Annotated in this window: 9 protein-coding genes and 1 pseudogene; 5 read left to right on the top strand and 5 right to left on the bottom strand. The window is 71.4% G+C overall.

The genetic code is table 11. From position 1 onward, the window contains the following. Positions 1-184 precede the first annotated feature (184 nt). Positions 185-1,144: a right-handed parallel beta-helix repeat-containing protein gene (locus LNW71_RS25425; protein WP_250970351.1), complete on the top strand. Its 960-nt coding sequence runs from the start codon at positions 185-187 to the stop codon at positions 1,142-1,144. Positions 1,145-1,320: 176 nt separating this feature from the next. Here LNW71_RS25425 and rpsA read toward each other — a convergent pair whose 3' ends face one another. Beyond that, positions 1,321-2,838, bottom strand: a complete 1,518-nt coding sequence (gene rpsA, locus LNW71_RS25420; RefSeq protein ID WP_250970350.1) for a 30S ribosomal protein S1 — start codon at positions 2,836-2,838, stop codon at positions 1,321-1,323. A 410-nt stretch (positions 2,839-3,248) separates the two neighbouring features. Here rpsA and LNW71_RS25415 point away from each other — a divergent pair, with 410 nt between their 5' ends. Together LNW71_RS25415 and hrpB are read left to right on the top strand one after the other, a co-directional pair. Beyond that, positions 3,249-4,061: a class I SAM-dependent methyltransferase gene (locus tag LNW71_RS25415; protein WP_250970349.1), complete on the top strand. Its 813-nt coding sequence runs from the start codon at positions 3,249-3,251 to the stop codon at positions 4,059-4,061. Positions 4,062-4,121: 60 nt separating this feature from the next. After that, entirely contained in the window at positions 4,122-6,623 is a 2,502-nt protein-coding gene (gene hrpB, locus LNW71_RS25410) for an ATP-dependent helicase HrpB (RefSeq protein WP_250970348.1), read from the top strand. Here the strand turns inward: hrpB and LNW71_RS25405 are convergent. From LNW71_RS25405 to LNW71_RS25395, 3 genes and pseudogenes are all read right to left on the bottom strand, one after another. Continuing rightward, positions 6,610-7,616: pseudogene (locus LNW71_RS25405) on the bottom strand (DUF3068 domain-containing protein). The gene hrpB and the pseudogene LNW71_RS25405 sit on opposite strands and share 14 nt — an antisense overlap. A 52-nt stretch (positions 7,617-7,668) precedes the next feature. Then, positions 7,669-7,806 carry an SPW_0924 family protein gene (locus LNW71_RS25400; protein ID WP_250970347.1) on the bottom strand — a complete coding sequence of 46 codons (138 nt, stop codon included), beginning with the start codon at positions 7,804-7,806 and terminating at the stop codon, positions 7,669-7,671. A gap of 326 nt (positions 7,807-8,132) precedes the next feature. Continuing rightward, a complete protein-coding gene (locus LNW71_RS25395; RefSeq protein WP_250970346.1) occupies positions 8,133-9,824 on the bottom strand; it encodes a lytic murein transglycosylase in 1,692 nt (563 codons plus the stop codon). Between the two features lie 187 nt (positions 9,825-10,011). Here LNW71_RS25395 and LNW71_RS25390 point away from each other — a divergent pair, with 187 nt between their 5' ends. Then, the gene (locus tag LNW71_RS25390) at positions 10,012-10,881 is read left to right on the top strand and encodes a DUF4184 family protein (protein ID WP_250970345.1); all 870 of its coding nucleotides are present in this window, start codon (positions 10,012-10,014) and stop codon (positions 10,879-10,881) included. A gap of 232 nt (positions 10,882-11,113) precedes the next feature. Here the strand turns inward: LNW71_RS25390 and polA are convergent, their stop codons facing one another. Continuing rightward, complete coding sequence (gene polA, locus LNW71_RS25385) at positions 11,114-13,825, bottom strand: DNA polymerase I (protein WP_250970344.1); 2,712 nt, start codon at positions 13,823-13,825, stop codon at positions 11,114-11,116. A gap of 146 nt (positions 13,826-13,971) precedes the next feature. Between polA and LNW71_RS25380 the strand changes: the two genes are divergently transcribed. Next, entirely contained in the window at positions 13,972-16,245 is a 2,274-nt protein-coding gene (locus tag LNW71_RS25380) for an FdhF/YdeP family oxidoreductase (RefSeq protein ID WP_250970343.1), read from the top strand. Positions 16,246-16,351: the final 106 nt, after the last annotated feature.

Raw genomic sequence — 16,351 nt, 5'->3', positions numbered from 1 at the left:
CATCACTTACTCGTGTATCCCACATGTTTCTCTCCGTTCACCGCGCCCGCGACCACCGCCCACATTGGTCCAGACCTTGACATGGCCTCGACCCGTCCCTACCGTCACTGGGCAGCAAGTTCAGGATCTCGCCCGACATTCATGTACGAGAACTCTCTGAACCCCTCGACGGGAAGGCACCCCCATGCGCACCCGCACGCTGCTCCCCGCCCTGCTTGCCGTCGCACTCGCCACCGGCGGCCCGGCCTTCGCCGCGGCCGGCGCGGACGCCCCGGCGGTCATCGAGGTGACCACCGCCGCCCAGCTCAAGTCCGCCCTCACCGCTGCCCGTCCCGGCGACACGATCCATCTCGCGGACGGCACCTACACCGGCAACTTCAAGGCGACCGTCCCCGGTACGGCCGGCGCGCGCATCACTCTGACCGGCTCCGCCGGGGCGGTGCTCACCGCCGGCGGCGGCTACGGGCTGTACCTCAACGGCGCCTCGTACTGGACCGTGCGGGGCCTCACCGTCTCCGGCGGCCAGAAGGGCATCATGGCCGACAGCGCGGACGGCGTCGTCATCGACTCGGTGACCGTGCACGATCTCGACATGGAGGGCGTCCACTTCCGCAAGTCCAGCAGCGAAGGCGTCCTCAGGAACTCGCGGATCTACGACACCGGGCACGACGGCCGGGGCATGGGTGAGGGCGTCTACGTCGGCACGGCGGGCGACCTGTCCGACAACAGCGACCGGGTGCAGATCCTGGACAACACGATCGGCCCGGACGTCGGCGGCGAGAACGTCGACATCAAGGAGGGCACCACGGGTGCGCGGATCGTCGGCAACACCTTCGACGGCACCGGGCTGACCGGGGCCAACTATGACGACTCCTGGGTCGACGTGAAGGGCAACGACGTCCTGGTGGAGGGGAACCACGGCTCCCGTACGACCAACAACGGCTACGAGACGCACACCCAGCAGAGCGGCTGGGGCTGCGGGACCGTCTTCCGCGACAACACCTCGGACCTGTCCGGCGCGTCGGGCACGGGACAGCTCGCGTTCAACGTCACCAACTACAGCACGAGCTGCCCGACGACGGTGTACAGCAGCAACACGGTGACGGGCGGCAAGGGCCTCACGAACATCTCCGTGACCCCGTAGGGCCTCTCGTTCGGATCATGCCGGGTTCGCGTGCCCCGGCGCCGCACCCTGATCCGGCCTGATCCGAACGAAAGACCCTGGCGGCCCGCTGCGGAAACGAGTGAGGCCCGCTCCCCGAAGGGAGCGGGCCTCACTTTCATCTACCGCAGCCGATGACCGGCCGGAGGGTCAGAGCGTCAGCTCTGGCCGCCCGCCAGCTTCTCGCGCAGGGCAGCAAGGGCCTCGTCCGACGCCAGGGCGCCGGAGTTGTCCGCGGACTCCGAGGAGTAGGAGCCGCCGCCGCCACCACCGCTGCCGCCCGAGGCAGCCGGGGCGCTGGCCGGGGCAGCAGCGCCCTCGGCAGCAGCGGCCTCGTCGGCCTCGCGGGACTTGATGACCTGGGCCTGGTGCTGCTCGAAGCGCGTCTGCGCCTCGGCGTACTGGGTCTCCCAGACCTCGCGCTGAGCCTCGAAGCCCTCGAGCCAGTCGTTGGTCTCGGGGTCGAAGCCCTCGGGGTAGATGTAGTTGCCCTGGTCGTCGTACGACGCGGCCATGCCGTACAGCGTCGGGTCGAACTCGACCGAGGCCGGGTCGCCACCGAAGGACTCGTTGGCCTGCTTCAGCGAGAGGCTGATGCGACGACGCTCGAGGTCGATGTCGATGACCTTGACGAAGATCTCGTCGTTGACCTGGACGACCTGCTCCGGGATCTCCACGTGGCGCTCGGCCAGCTCGGAGATGTGGACCAGGCCCTCGATGCCCTCGTCGACGCGCACGAACGCACCGAACGGAACGAGCTTGGTGACCTTACCGGGAACAACCTGCCCGATCTGGTGCGTCCGGGCGAACTGCTGCCACGGGTCTTCCTGCGTCGCCTTGAGCGACAGGGAGACGCGCTCGCGGTCCATGTCCACGTCGAGAACCTCGACGGTGACTTCCTGGCCGACCTCGACAACCTCGGAGGGGTGGTCGATGTGCTTCCAGGACAGCTCGGAGACGTGCACGAGGCCGTCGACGCCACCCAGGTCCACGAAGGCACCGAAGTTGACGATCGAGGAGACGACGCCGGAGCGGACCTGACCCTTCTGCAGGGTCGTGAGGAACGTCTGGCGCACCTCGGACTGGGTCTGCTCGAGCCAGGCACGGCGGGACAGGACCACGTTGTTGCGGTTCTTGTCCAGCTCGATGATCTTGGCCTCGAGCTCCTTGCCCACGTAAGGCTGGAGGTCGCGGACACGACGCATCTCGACGAGCGACGCCGGGAGGAAGCCACGGAGGCCGATGTCGAGGATGAGACCACCCTTGACGACCTCGATGACGGTACCGGTGACGATGCCGTCTTCTTCCTTGATCTTCTCGATGGTGCCCCAGGCACGCTCGTACTGAGCGCGCTTCTTCGAGAGGATCAGGCGGCCTTCCTTGTCCTCCTTCTGGAGAACCAGGGCCTCGATCTCGTCGCCGACCTTGACGACCTCGTTCGGGTCGACGTCGTGCTTGATCGAGAGCTCGCGGCTCGGGATGACACCTTCGGTCTTGTAACCGATGTCGAGGAGGACCTCGTCGCGGTCAACCTTGACGATGACACCGTCAACGATGTCGCCGTCGTTGAAGTACTTGATCGTCTCGTCGATCGCCGCGAGGAACGCGTCCGCGTCGCCGATGTCGTTGACCGCAACCTGCGGAGTGGTGGCGGTGGTCTCGGTGCTGCTCGTCATGTGGGAAAGGGCTCCGGTACGGACAGTGAGTCGAAGTTACTGCTACGCCGTGAGCCCGTATCGCCTCTGCAGAAGCCGGACAGCCTGGGAAGCGCCGATCCCGCGAGCGGGAGGCGCCTCGTGAACCGAGGGGACATACAACAGATGCGAGCGCGGCCTGCTAGGTCTGAGGCGCGCAGGCTCGCAGCGCAACTTGTAGCATACGGGGGCAGCAGGGCAGGGTCAATGCGCGAAGGCGCACACCAGGGGCGGAACGCCCCATACCCGGCACAACTCGTGTTCACCGAGGCCACATCGGCCACGATGGTGTTCCGAACCACGGGTTCCGGACACACGGGTTCCGTACCCCCAGGTCCCGCGGTGCACACCGCGTGCGACGGGGGTGAAGGCAAACTACAGCGACGGGCACGATGAGCCAAGAGACCGACCGGACCGAACCCGAGGTGACGCGCCGCAGCGCCGGCGAGGCCGAGAGCAGCCGGGCCAGCCGCGGCTGGTGGAACAGCAACGCCGACGAGTACCAGATCGAGCACGGGACCTTCCTCGGCGACGACCGGTTCGTCTGGGGCCCGGAGGGCCTCGACGAGATGGAGGCCGGACTCCTGGGCCCGCTGGACGACCTGAAGGGCCTGGACGTCCTGGAGATCGGGGCGGGCGCGGCGCAGTGCTCCCGCTGGCTGGCCGCCCAGGGGGCCCGCCCGGTCGCCCTGGACCTCTCGCACCGCCAGCTCCAGCACGCGCTGCGGATCGGCGGGGGCGTCCCCCTGGTCGAGGCGGACGCCGGGGTGCTGCCCTTCCGCGACAACAGCTTCGACCTGGCCTGCTCCGCCTACGGGGCGGTGCCGTTCGTCGCCGACCCGGTCCAGGTGTTCCGCGAGGTGCACCGGGTGCTGCGGCCCGGCGGCCGCTGGGTCTTCTCCGTCACGCATCCGGTCCGCTGGGCGTTCCCCGACGAGCCGGGCCCCGAAGGCCTCTCCGTCGCCGCCTCCTACTTCGACCGCACCCCTTATGTGGAACAGGACGAGCAGGGCGACGCGGTCTACGTCGAGCATCACCGCACGCTCGGTGACCGGGTGCGGGACGTGGTGGCGGGCGGTTTCCGCCTGGTCGATCTGGTGGAGCCGGAGTGGCCCGCCTGGAACACCCAGGAGTGGGGCGGCTGGTCGCCGCTGCGCGGCAACCTGATCCCGGGAACCGCGATCTTCGTGTGCGAGCGGGACTGAGCGCCCTTACTGAGCGCCCTCCGGTGAGGGGGCCGGCCCAGGGAGTACGAGACTGGGGGCGTGATCCGCACCGACGCACTGGACCAGCTGCCCGTCCGCACCGCCGTGCCCGCACTGCGACGGGCGCTCGACGACCGTGGCGTCGCGGTGCTGTGCGCACCGCCCGGCACCGGCAAGACCACCCTCGTCCCCCTCGTCCTGGCCGGGCTCACCGGGGACGGGCCGCGGCGCCGGGTCGTGGTCGCCGAACCCCGGCGGATCGCGGCCCGCGCGGCGGCGCGGCGGATGGCCTGGCTGCTGGGCGAGCGGACCGGCGAGCGGGTCGGCTTCACCGTGCGCGGGGAGCGGGTGGTCGGCCCGGACACCGTGGTCGAGGTCGTCACGACCGGGGTGCTGCTCCAGCGGCTGCAGCGCGACCAGGAACTGGCCGGCATCGACGTGGTGATCATCGACGAGTGCCACGAGCGCCATCTGGACGCGGACACGGTGGCCGCGTTCCTCCTCGACGTACGCGCGGCGATCCGGCCCGATCTGCGGCTGGTCGCCGCGTCGGCGACGACGGACGCGCAGGGCTGGGCGCGGCTGCTCGGCGACGCACCCGTGGTCGAGGCGCAGGGGGTGTCGCATCCGGTGGAGGTGGTGTGGGCGCCGCCGGTCCGGCCGGTGCGGCCGCCGCACGGGATGCGGGTGGACCCGGCGCTGCTGACCCATGTCGCCTCGGTGGTGCGGCGGGCGCTGGCCGAGCGGGACGGGGACGTGCTGTGTTTCCTGCCCGGGGTCGGCGAGATCGGACGGGTGGCCGGGCAGCTGTCCGGCGTGGCGGCGGAGGTGCTCCAGGTGCACGGGCGGGCCCCCGCGGCGGTGCAGGACGCGGTGCTTGCCGGTTCGTCCGGGGAGCGGCGGGTGGTGCTGGCGACCTCGGTGGCGGAGTCGTCGCTGACCGTGCCGGGGGTGCGGACCGTCGTCGACTCGGGGCTGGCCAGGGAGCCGCGCACCGACCACGCGCGCGGCCTGAGCGCGCTGACGACGGTACGGGCCTCGCAGGCGGCGGGCCGGCAGCGGGCGGGCCGGGCGGGCCGCGAGGCACCAGGGGCCGTCTACCGCTGCTGGGAGCAGGCGGAGGACGGGCGGCTCGCACGGTTCCCGTCCCCGGAGATCAAGGTGGCCGACCTGGCCGCGTTCGCACTCCAGGCGGCATGCTGGGGCGATCCGGACGCGACCGGCCTCGCCCTGCTCGACGCACCGCCGGCCGGTGCGATGGCCGCGGCCCGCGAGGTGCTGACGGCGGTCGGCGCGGTGGGGGCGGACGGGCGGGTGACCGAGCGGGGCGCGCGGATGTCCCGGCTGGGACTGCATCCGCGGCTGGCGAGGGCGCTGCTGGACGGCGCGGCCTCGGTCGGCGGACGGCGGGCCGCGGAGGTCGTCGCGCTGCTGAGCGAGGAACCGCCGCGCGAGTACGGGGACGATCTGGCCGCCGCGTTGCGCACCGCCCGGCAGGGCAAGGACGGCTACGCGGCCCGCTGGCGCCAGGAGGTGCGGCGGCTGTCGTCCTCCCTCAAGGGCGCCACGTCCGGCGGTTCCGGTCCGGACGACGCCGCCGTCGGCCTGGTCGCGGCACTCGCCTTCCCGGAACGGGTCGCGCGGGCCCGCGGCGAAGGGACCTTCCTGATGGCGTCCGGCACGGGCGCGGAGCTCCGGGACGGTTCCCGGCTGCGCAGCGCCCCGTGGCTGGCGGTCGCGGTCGCGGACCGTCCGGCGCACGCGGCGTCGGCGCAGGTCCGGCTCGCCGCCGTGATCGACGAGGACACCGCGCGGCTGGCGGCCGGACACCTGCGGTTCGCGGGCGAGGAGGTGCGCTGGGACGGCCGGGACGTGGTGGCCAGGCGGGTGGAGCGGCTCGGCGCCGTCGAGCTGTCGGCGCGGCCGCTGAAGCAGCCCGACCCCGCCCTGGTCCGCGAGGCCCTGGTGGAGGGCCTGCGGCAGGAGGGTCTGGGCCTGCTGCGCTGGACCCGGGACACCGGGCAGCTGCGGGAGCGGCTGACGTTCCTGCACCGGGAGCTGGGCGCGCCCTGGCCGGACGTGTCCGACGAGGCGCTGCTGGGCCGTACCGAGGAGTGGCTGGAGCCCGAACTGTCGCGGGCCAGGCGCCGCTCCGCCCTGGCCGGGATCGATGCCGGGCAGGCGCTGCGCCGGCTGCTGCCGTGGGCGACCGGTGAGGCGGCCCGGCTGGACGAGCTGGCTCCGGAACGGATCGAGGTGCCGAGCGGTTCACGGATCAGGGTGGAGTACGGCGGGGCGCAGCCGGTCCTCGCGGTGAAGCTCCAGGAGCTGTTCGGCCTCCAGGAGACCCCGCGGGTGGCCGGCGTGCCGGTGCTGGTGCATCTGCTCTCCCCCGCCGGCCGCCCGGCGGCGGTGACGGCGGATCTGGCGTCGTTCTGGCAGGAGGGCTACCGGGCGGTGCGGGCGGAGCTGCGCGGCCGCTATCCGAAGCACCCGTGGCCCGAGGACCCGACGACGGTGGAGGCGACCCGGTTCACCAAGGCCCGGCTCAGGCGGGAGTAGGTGCCGGGTCCGGGACGGGGCGCGGTGCGGTGTGCGGCCGCGGTTCGCCCGGCCGCCGGGAACGGGCCTCCAGCCACAGCGCGAGCGCCAGCAGCCCGCCGCCGAGCACCAGGAACCCCCAGGGCAGGTACGAGGTCAGGAGCAGGATCAGCAGCCGCTGGGACTTGACCTGGCCGACGATCGAGGTGACGTAGTCCTCGCGCATCTTCACGTGGCCGGCGAACGCGGTGACGGTGTCCTGGGACATGCCCATCGCCTTGGCGTTCCGCAGCTCCTCCTTGTGGATCTCCTCGCCGTTGACCGGCGCCCCGGTCACCGGGTCGACCCAGAACATCCGCTTGGTGGTGTACCAGCGGGTCATGCCGGTCTTGGCGATCTGCTGCGGGGTGATGCCCTTGATGGGCATCGTCTTCGGCATGGGGACCTTGGTCCACGGGACGGTCTGCTCGAAGTAGTAGACGTCCAGGCCGCGGAAGGTGCGGGTGCCCTTGTAGTGGATGGGCGAGCTCGTGCGGGTCTGGGCGTCGAAGTACTCGTAGTCGCGCTTCTCGGTGAGGAAGGGCCACTTGAACTCGATGCCCTCGCGGCTGACCGGGTCGCCGTCGACCATTTCTCCGGTGGCGTGGACGGGGCCTGGCTGTGCGCGTCGAAGATGTAGCGCTCGGGGATCCGGGAGACCATCTTGCCGTCGGGGCCCTGGACGTAGGAGAGCGAGTCCCAGACCACGACGTCACGGCCCGCGCTGCGTTCGATCTTCTCGGACTCCTCCACATTGCCCTTGAGGGTCTGCACGATGGTGACCTTGGCGACCTTCTCGGCCTTGAGGGTGCTGTAGTCGAGCAGCGTCGCGGGCTTCGCCTCCAGCACCGTCTCCTGGTACTGGTTCGGCGGGATTTTCGCGAGCCGCGGGAAGGCGTACCAGCGCAGCAGCGGTGACAGCGCTGCGAAGAAGACGGCGAAGGCCAGGAGTACGAGACCGGCTCGGCGGCGCATGGGGTGTCCTCCCTCTGCATTGCGTGGTGCGGACGGTCAGTGGTGCGGACGGTCAGTTCTTGGGGCCCGGGACGGTGGTGAGCAGGGGCTCGGGCGAGGTCTCGCCGGGTGGGGCGCCCACCGCGCTGATGGTGAGCACCAGGGCGAGGGCGGCGGCCAGTCCGATGGCGGCGGCGACCAGGGCACGCATGCGGGGCCTCCCGGGAACGCGTAACTGATGGGGCGTCAGGGCTGGGGCACCGTAGCAACCGGGGCGCGAGATGAGAACACCTGAAGCCCTCCGACCGGAGCCGGAAGACTTCCGCGGAGGGCCGAGGCGTTCAGGACGCCGTGCGGCAGCGGGGCCTTGGCGGATCGGGCGCTGTGCCCCGCAACGCCGAGCGCCTCCGGGCGGTCGCGTCCGATCCACCTCCGCGCCTGACCGCTCGATGCCGGCAGCGGGTCGCCGCACACCGCATGCGGAACAGCCCCTTCGCCCGGGTCCGGGCGAAGGGGCTGTTCTCCGTGGCTGTCCGGTCAGGCCGCGGGGGCCTCGACCGTGAGCTCGATGACGACGGTGGCGCCGCCCTCGGTGGTGAGGCGCAGCTTGTACGTGCCCGCGGCGCCGTCGGCGTGCACCTTCGGCAGGACGAGCTTGCCGTCGGCGTCGGTGCTCAGGTCCGTGAGGGTGCGGACCGGCTTGCCGTCCGCGTCCTCGAAGTACGGGCCCTTGTCGTTCTCGACGGGCTTCTCGTCGTCGGTGATCATCGTGGCGGTGACGGCGACGCCGTGGGCGGCCGCGTCCTTGTACGTGGCCTTGACCGCGATGTCGGCGAACGTGGCGCCGGGCGCCGCGGTCAGCTTCGTGGTGCCGGTCCTGGCGATCGCGTCCGCCTGCCGGGCGGTGACCTTCGCGGTGTAGCTGACAGGGGGCAGCGAGGTGCCGGTGGCGGTCGCCCGCACGGTGAACTCGCCCGTCTTCTCGCCCGCCTTCAGCACCGGCGCGGTGACCGTGCCGTCCGCCCCGGTGGCGAGGGTGACGGTGCGCTTCCCGCCGTCGAACGCGGCGTCGGTGTCACCGGTGACGGTGAAGGTGACGGACACCTTGGCGAGCGGTCCGCCGAGGCCGTTCCTCGCCCGTACCTTGATCCGCTCGGCGAAGGCCTCGCCCGCCGTGGCGGTCAGCGGGCCGGTGCCCGCGTTCTGCACTCCGGCCAGGGTCTGGGACGGCGTGGGGCCGGGGGACGGCGGCGGGGTCGTGGGCTTGCCGGCCGGGCCGCCCGGCTTCGTCGGGCCGGGGCTCGGCTTCGAGGGGGGCTTGGGCTTGTCCGTACCGTGCGGCGGGTGCGGCGACGGGGAGGGCGAGGGCGACGTCGTCGGGTCCGGGCTGCCGGTGACCGGGCCGACGCCCGTGTCGTTGTCGGCCGGCAGGACGCCGGTGCCGTCCGGAACCTCGTGGGTGCCGCGCTTGTAGTAATCGAACCAGGAGCGGACGGTGCGCAGGTACTCGTCCGAGTGGTTGTAGCTCAGGACCGCCCGGTCCAGGTCCGCGGCGAGCGACAGGTCGCGGTTGCCGGCGCAGAGGTAGCGGCCGGCCGCGAGCGCCGCGTCGTGGATGTTGTTGGGGTCCTTGCGGCCGTCGGCGTTGCCGTCCTGGCCCCAGGTCTCCCAGGTGGACGGGATGAACTGCATCGGGCCGACCGCGCGGTCGTGCGTCGAATCGCCGTCGTAGGCGCCGTTGTCGGTGTCCTTGATCAGGGCGAAACCCTGGCCGTTGAGGGCCGGGCCGAGGATCGGGGAGACCGTGGTGCCCTGCGCGTCGACCCGGCCGCCGCGGGCCTGGCCGGACTCGACCTTGCCGATCGCGGCGAGCAGCTGCCACGGCAGTCGGCAGGCCGCATCCGTGCCCGCGAGGGTCTGCTGGGTCTTCTTGTACGCCGCGAGGATAGAGGCCGGTATGCCCGATTCCGCACTGCCTGTCGCGGGCAGATCGGTGGACGTTCCGGGCTTGTTGGGCGTCGTCAGCGGCGGCAGGTCCGTGAAGTACGGCGAGTTGCCGGACGCCGCACTGTCGTCCGAGGGGGTCGAACCGGACGTCGGCTGATCCCCGTCGGCGGCAACCAGCGGAGAGCCGGGGGCCTGTGAGGCGGAGAGTGCTGCCACAGCGGCCGCGGCCACCGCAGTGGTGGTCGCCCCTCTGCGCAGTCGGCGACCGAATTGCGCTGCCATAACGTGTGGGCCCTCCCCGTCGTCGGCTGTCCGCGCTCCCCTGCGCCTGGACTCAGGCGACCCTACGGCAACTTGTGCCGCCCGAACACAGCGGCCGGACCGCTTCTTACCGGTTTCTCACGTTCGGCGATCCCAAGTCGTCCAACTGGTGACGCGGCCGTGACGGAGGCTCACACATACTTCCACCATGCCGTTCACACTCAGTCACGCCGCCGCCGTCCTGCCCGGCATCCGCCGCGACGGAACCGCTCGCGGGCAGCTCGTCGCGGCAGCGCTCGTCGCCGGTTCGTTCGCCCCCGACATGACGTACTTCGCGGACACGGCCATTCCGGGCGCCATGGAGTTCGGGCAGGTCACGCACGCGGTGTGGGGGGTGTTCACGGTCGACGTACTGATCACCGCGGCGACGGTGGCGCTGTGGCTGCTGCTGCGGGAACCACTCGTGGCGCTGCTGCCGCGGAGCCGGCAGGGGCGCGTCCACGCCCTGGTGCGGGGAGCCCGCCGGGCTCCGGAGCGGGGGCCATGGGGGGTCCGGGACGGGGCGTGGTTCGTGGTGTCGGCGGTGATCGGGGCCGGTACGCACGTCGTCTGGGACGCGTTCACCCACCACGACCGGTGGGGAGTGCGGCTGGTGCCGGTGCTCGGACGAGACGCCGGCGGATTCCCGGTGTTCCAGCTGGTGCAGTACGGCAGTTCGGCGCTGGCGCTGACGGCACTGGCGTGGTTCACCGTGTCGGCGCTGCGACACACCGGCGCGCAGCCGGCGCCGTCGTCCGTACCGGTGCTGGGCCGCCGGGCGCGGTGGTACGCGGTCGGCGTCATCGGGCTGTGCGTACTGCTGGGCCTCGTTCACCGGTGCGCGCGCCGGTACGCCTACTTCGGGCACGTCGACACACCGCTCGACATCATCCCGACCGCGTGCTTCGGCGCGGGGGCCGGGCTCGCGGTGGGTCTGGTGCTGTACGGGGTGTGGATGCGGCTCCCCGGCCGCGGCGCCGGCGCACCGCCGCTCCCCGTCGCCGGGCGGACCCGCGAGGCGAGCCCGCCCGGCGACTGAGGACGAGGTACCACGAGGCCGCCTGTACGAGGTACCGCGAACCCGCCCCCGCACGCGGCCCGGTGGGACGTCACGCACGCGCGGCCCGGTGGGACCGGCACACGCGCGGTCCGGTGGGACCGGCACCGCGCGGTCCGGTGCGGGGCAACCCGTTGCGACGCCGCACCGCCAGGTGCGGCCCGACGCGACTCCACATGGTGTGACCCCGCACGGCTCGCACAGCCGGCGCGGCTCAGTGCGCGGCGGACTCCCAGTCGGTGCCGACACCGACCGACACGTCCAGCGGCGCCCGCAGCTGCACCGCCGTCGCCATCTCGTGCCGCAGGATCCGCTCGACCTGCTCCCGCTCACCCGCGGCGATCTCCAGCACGATTTCGTCGTGCACCTGGAGCAGCATCCGTGAGGTCAGCTTCGCCTCGGTGAGCGCCCGGTCGACGTGCAGCATCGCGACCTTGACGATGTCCGCGGCCGTGCCCTGGATCGGCGCGTTGAGCGCCATCCGCTCGGCCGTCTCCCGGCGCTGGCGGTTGTCGCTGTTCAGGTCCGGCAGGTAGCGGCGACGGCCGAAGACCGTCTCCGTGTACCCGGTGGCCCTGGCCTCCTCCACCACCCGGCGCAGATAGTCACGGACTCCGCCGAACCGCTCGAAGTACGTGTCCATCAGGCCCCGGGCCTCGCCCGCCTCGATGTTCAGCTGCTGGGAGAGACCGAACGCGGACAGCCCGTACGCGAGCCCGTAGCTCATGGCCTTGATCTTGCGCCGCATCTCCGGGTCGACGGACCCCTTGTCGACGCCGAAGACCTGCGAGGCGACCGTGGTGTGCAGGTCCTCACCGGAGGTGAACGCCTCGATGAGGCCCGCGTCCTCGGAGAGGTGCGCCATCACACGCAGTTCGATCTGGCTGTAGTCCGCCGTCATCAGCGTCTCGAAGCCCTCGCCGACGACGAAGCCGCGGCGGATCGCCCGGCCCTCGTCCGTACGGACGGGGATGTTCTGCAGATTGGGGTCGGTCGAGGAGAGCCGGCCGGTCGCCGCCACCGTCTGGTTGAACGTGGTGTGGATACGGCCGTCCGCCGCGACCGCCTTGACGAGGCCCTCGACCGTCACCCGGAGCTTCGCCTGCTCGCGGTGGCGCAGCATGATGACCGGCAGCTCGTGCTCGGTCTGGGCGGCCAGCCAGGCCAGGGCGTCGGCATCCGTGGTGAAACCGGTCTTCGTCTTCTTCGTCTTCGGCAGACCCAGCTCCCCGAAGAGCACTTCCTGAAGCTGCTTGGGCGAGCCGAGGTTGAACTCGCGGCCCACCGCGGCGTGCGCCTCCTTGACCGCCTGCTGCACCGCGCCCGCGAACTGCTGTTCCATGCCCTCCAGATGGGCCCGGTCGGCCGCGATGCCGTGCCGCTCCAGGCGGGCCAGCAGGATGGACGTCGGCAGCTCCATGTCGTGCAGCAGCTCGGCGGCACCGACCTCCTTCAGCCGCGTCGTGAACGCGTCACCGAGATCCAGGACCGCGCGGGCCTGCGCCATCAGGGCGTCGGCCTCTGCCTGGTCGTCCGCGCCGAAGGCCAGCTGCCCGTCGGACGCGGCCGCCGGGGCCAGCTCCCGGCCCAGGTACTCCACGGCCAGGGCGTCCAGCGCGAAGGAACGCCGGCCCGGCTTGACCAGGTAGGCGGCGAGCGCGGTGTCCATCGAGACGCCGTGGGTCTGCCAGCCGTGCTCCGGGAAGACCCGCATCACGCTCTTCGCGTTGTGCATGACCTTCGGCCGCCCCGCGTCCGCGATCCAGGCCGCGAACGCCTGCTCGTCGGCCTCGTCGAGCTGCGCCGGGTCGAACCACGCGGCCGCCCCGCCGGCCGCGGCGAGCGCGATCTCGGTGACCGTGCCGCTGCCGAGCGCCCAGGTGTCGACCGTGGCGACTCCGAGCGGCTGCCCGCCGTGCTCGGCAAGCCACGGGGCGACCTGGCCGGCGCCCAGCACCGAACCGTCCAGCTCGATGCCCGCGGCCGGCGCCGGGGCCTCGTCCTCGACCGCACCCGGGTCCACGGCCAGCAGCCGCTCCCGCAGGCTCGGATTGCGGATCTCCAGCACATCCAGCACCCCGGTGACCGCCGACCGGTCGTACGGAGCCCGCTCCAGATCAGCGGCGGTCTTCGGCAGCGCCACGTCACGGACCATCTCGGTCAGCCGCCGGTTCAGCCGCACCGCGTCCAGGTGGTCGCGGAAATTCTGCCCCGCCTTGCCCTTGACCTCCTCGGCCCGCGCCACCAGCTCGTCGAACGAACCGAACTGGTTGATCCACTTCGCGGCCGTCTTCTCACCGACCCCGGGAATGCCCGGAAGATTGTCCGACGGGTCACCGCGCAGCGCCGCGAAGTCCGGGTACTGCTGCGGGGTGAGCCCGTACTTCTCCTCGACCTTCGCCGGAGTGAAACGCGTCAGCTCCGACACACCCTTGGTCGGGTACAGCACCGTCACGTTGTCCGAGATCAGCTGGAAGGAGTCCCGGTCACCCGTGACGATCAGCACCTCGAACCCGGCCGCCTCCGCCTGCGTGGCCAGCGTCGCGATGACGTCGTCCGCCTCGAAGCCGTCGACCGCGAAACGGTCGGCGTGCATCGCGTCGAGCAGCTCCCCGATCAGCTCGACCTGGCCCTTGAACTCGTCCGGCGTCTTCGACCGGTTCGCCTTGTACTCGGGGAACTCCTCCGAGCGCCACGTCTTGCGGGACACGTCGAACGCCACCGCGAAATGCGTAGGCGCCTCATCACGCAACGTGTTCGCCAGCATCGACGCGAAGCCGTACACCGCGTTCGTCGGCTGCCCCGCCCCGGTCGTGAAATTCTCCGCAGGCAGCGCAAAGAACGCCCGGTACGCCAGGGAGTGCCCGTCCATCAGGAGCAGGCGCGGTCGGTTGTCTGCCGTCTTCTTCGATGCCGTCTCAGCCACACCCCGATCCTGCCACGTACCACTGACAATCCGGACCGGCACCGCCTCGCCCGGTGGACCGCACCCGCCGCGTGCCAGGATCGACGGGCAAGGAAACACGCACAGCGGGCCCGCGCGGGCCCGCGGCAGGCTCGAAGGGGAGCACGATGGCCACCAAGCCGCCCACAGGTGACCCGGTCCAGGACGCACCGCAGGTCGAACCGGCCCAGCACGCCGCCGCCGGGCTGCCCGCCGTCGCCCACAGCCTGCGCATCGCCCAGCAGCAGATGGGCATGCGCCGCACCGCGCAGACCCTCCTCAAGGTCAACCAGAAGGACGGCTTCGACTGCCCCGGCTGCGCCTGGCCCGAGGGCGACAAGCGCCACACGGCGGAATTCTGCGAGAACGGCGCCAAGGCCGTCGCCGAGGAAGCGACACTGCGCCGCGTCACCCCGGACTTCTTCGCCGCGCACCCGGTCGCCGACCTCGCCACCCGCAGCGGCTACTGGCTCGGCCAGCAGGGCCGCATCACGCAACCGGTGTACCTGCCCGAAGGAGCCGACCGCTACGAGGCCGTCACCTGGGAGCGCGCCTTCGACATCATCGCCGAGGAGCTCCACGCCCTCGGCTCCCCCGACGAGGCCCTCTTCTACACCTCCGGACGCACCAGCAACGAAGCCGCGTTCCTGCTCCAGCTGTTCGCCCGCGAATACGGCACCAACAACCTCCCCGACTGCTCCAACATGTGCCACGAGTCCTCCGGCTCGGCACTCAACGAAACCATCGGCATAGGCAAGGGCTCCGTCTCCCTGGAGGACCTGCACCAGGCCGACCTGATCATCGTCGCCGGACAGAACCCCGGCACCAACCACCCCCGGATGCTCTCCGCCCTGGAGAAGGCCAAGTCCGCCGGCGCGAAGATCATTTCGGTGAACCCGCTGCCCGAGGCCGGACTCGAACGCTTCAAGAACCCGCAGACCCCGCTCGGCATGGTCAAGGGCACCGCCCTCAACGACCTCTTCCTGCAGATCCGCATCGGCGGCGACCAGGCCCTCTTCCGGCTCCTCAACAAAATGATCCTGCAGACCGAGGGCGCCGTCGACGAGACCTTCGTCGCCGAACACACCCACGGCTACGAGGAGTTCGCCGCAGCGGCAGCCGAAGCCGACTGGGAACAGACCCTCACCGCCACCGGCCTCGACCGCGCCGCCATCGAAGAAGCCCTCGCCATGGTCCTCGCGTCGAAGCGCACCGTCGTGTGCTGGGCCATGGGCCTCACCCAGCACAAACACTCCGTGCCGACCATCCGCGAAGTCGTCAACTTCCTCCTGCTGCGCGGCAACATCGGCCGCACCGGCGCCGGAGTCTGCCCCGTCCGCGGCCACTCCAACGTCCAGGGCGACCGCACCATGGGCATATTCGAGCGGCCCGCAGCCGCCTTCCTCGACGCCCTCGACAAGGAATTCAAGATCACCTCACCGCGCCACCACGGCTACGACGTGGTCCGCTCCATCGAGGCACTGCGCGACGGCGACGCCAAGGTCTTCTTCGCCATGGGCGGCAACTTCGTCGCCGCCACCCCCGACACCGACGTCACCGAAGCCGCCATGCGCAACGCCCGCCTCACCGTGCACGTCTCCACGAAGGTCAACCGCTCCCACGCCGTCACCGGCACCCGGGCGCTGATCCTGCCCACCCTGGGCCGCACCGACAAGGACGTCCAGGCAGGCGGCAAGCAGTTCGTCACCGTCGAGGACTCCATGAGCATGGTGCACGCCTCCCGCGGCAACCTCACCCCCGCAAGCCCCCACCTGCTCTCCGAACCCGCCATCGTCGCCCGCCTCGCCCGCGCCGTACTCGGACCCGCCTCCACCACCCCCTGGGAGGAGTTCGAGAAGGACTACGCGACCATCCGCGACCGCATATCCCGCGTCGTCCCCGGCTTCGAGGACTTCAACGCACGCGTCGCCCACCCCGGCGGATTCACCCTCCCCCACGCACCCCGCGACTCCCGCCGCTTCCCCACCGCCACCGGCAAGGCCAACTTCACCGCCGCCCCCATCGAGTTCCCCGCACTCCCCGAAGGCCGGCTGCTGCTCCAGACCCTGCGCTCCCACGACCAGTACAACACCACCATCTACGGCCTCGACGACCGCTACCGCGGCATCAAGGGCGGCCGCCGCGTCGTCCTCGTCAACCCCGACGACGCCGCCGCCCTCGGCCTCGCCGACGGCACCTACGCCGACCTCGTCAGCGAATGGAAGGACGGCGTCGAACGACGCGCCGACGGCTTCCGCGTCGTGCACTACCCCACCGCCCGGGGCTGCGCCGCCGCCTACTACCCCGAGACCAACGTCCTGGTCCCCCTCGGCTCCACCGCCGACACCAGCAACACCCCCGCCAGCAAATCCGTCGTCGTACGGTTCGAGAACATGCGCTGACACCCCCGGCCGGCACCCCGCGCCGAGCGCACCCTAAGCGTCCGCTCAGCCGTCTGATAAGAACAACGCACACAGCAACGGAACACCGCACAGAGACGGAGCCCGA

This window comes from Streptomyces sp. RKAG290 (assembly GCF_023701695.1).
In the GTDB taxonomy this organism is placed as follows: domain Bacteria; phylum Actinomycetota; class Actinomycetes; order Streptomycetales; family Streptomycetaceae; genus Streptomyces.
Note: the sequence above shows the minus strand (reverse complement) of the source record. Positions and strands in the feature narration are given on the sequence as shown.

What these genes read in the sequence shown, in the direction of transcription:
- LNW71_RS25395 (WP_250970346.1), bottom strand. Translation starts at nt 9,824, where the DNA reads ATGGCAGCGCAATTCGGTCGCCGACTGCGCAGAGGGGCGACCACCACT.
- LNW71_RS25380 (WP_250970343.1), top strand. Translation starts at nt 13,972, where the DNA reads ATGGCCACCAAGCCGCCCACAGGTGACCCGGTCCAGGACGCACCGCAG.
- LNW71_RS25425 (WP_250970351.1), top strand. Translation starts at nt 185, where the DNA reads ATGCGCACCCGCACGCTGCTCCCCGCCCTGCTTGCCGTCGCACTCGCC.
- LNW71_RS25390 (WP_250970345.1), top strand. Translation starts at nt 10,012, where the DNA reads ATGCCGTTCACACTCAGTCACGCCGCCGCCGTCCTGCCCGGCATCCGC.
- LNW71_RS25415 (WP_250970349.1), top strand. Translation starts at nt 3,249, where the DNA reads ATGAGCCAAGAGACCGACCGGACCGAACCCGAGGTGACGCGCCGCAGC.
- rpsA (WP_250970350.1), bottom strand. Translation starts at nt 2,838, where the DNA reads ATGACGAGCAGCACCGAGACCACCGCCACCACTCCGCAGGTTGCGGTC.
- LNW71_RS25400 (WP_250970347.1), bottom strand. Translation starts at nt 7,806, where the DNA reads ATGCGTGCCCTGGTCGCCGCCGCCATCGGACTGGCCGCCGCCCTCGCC.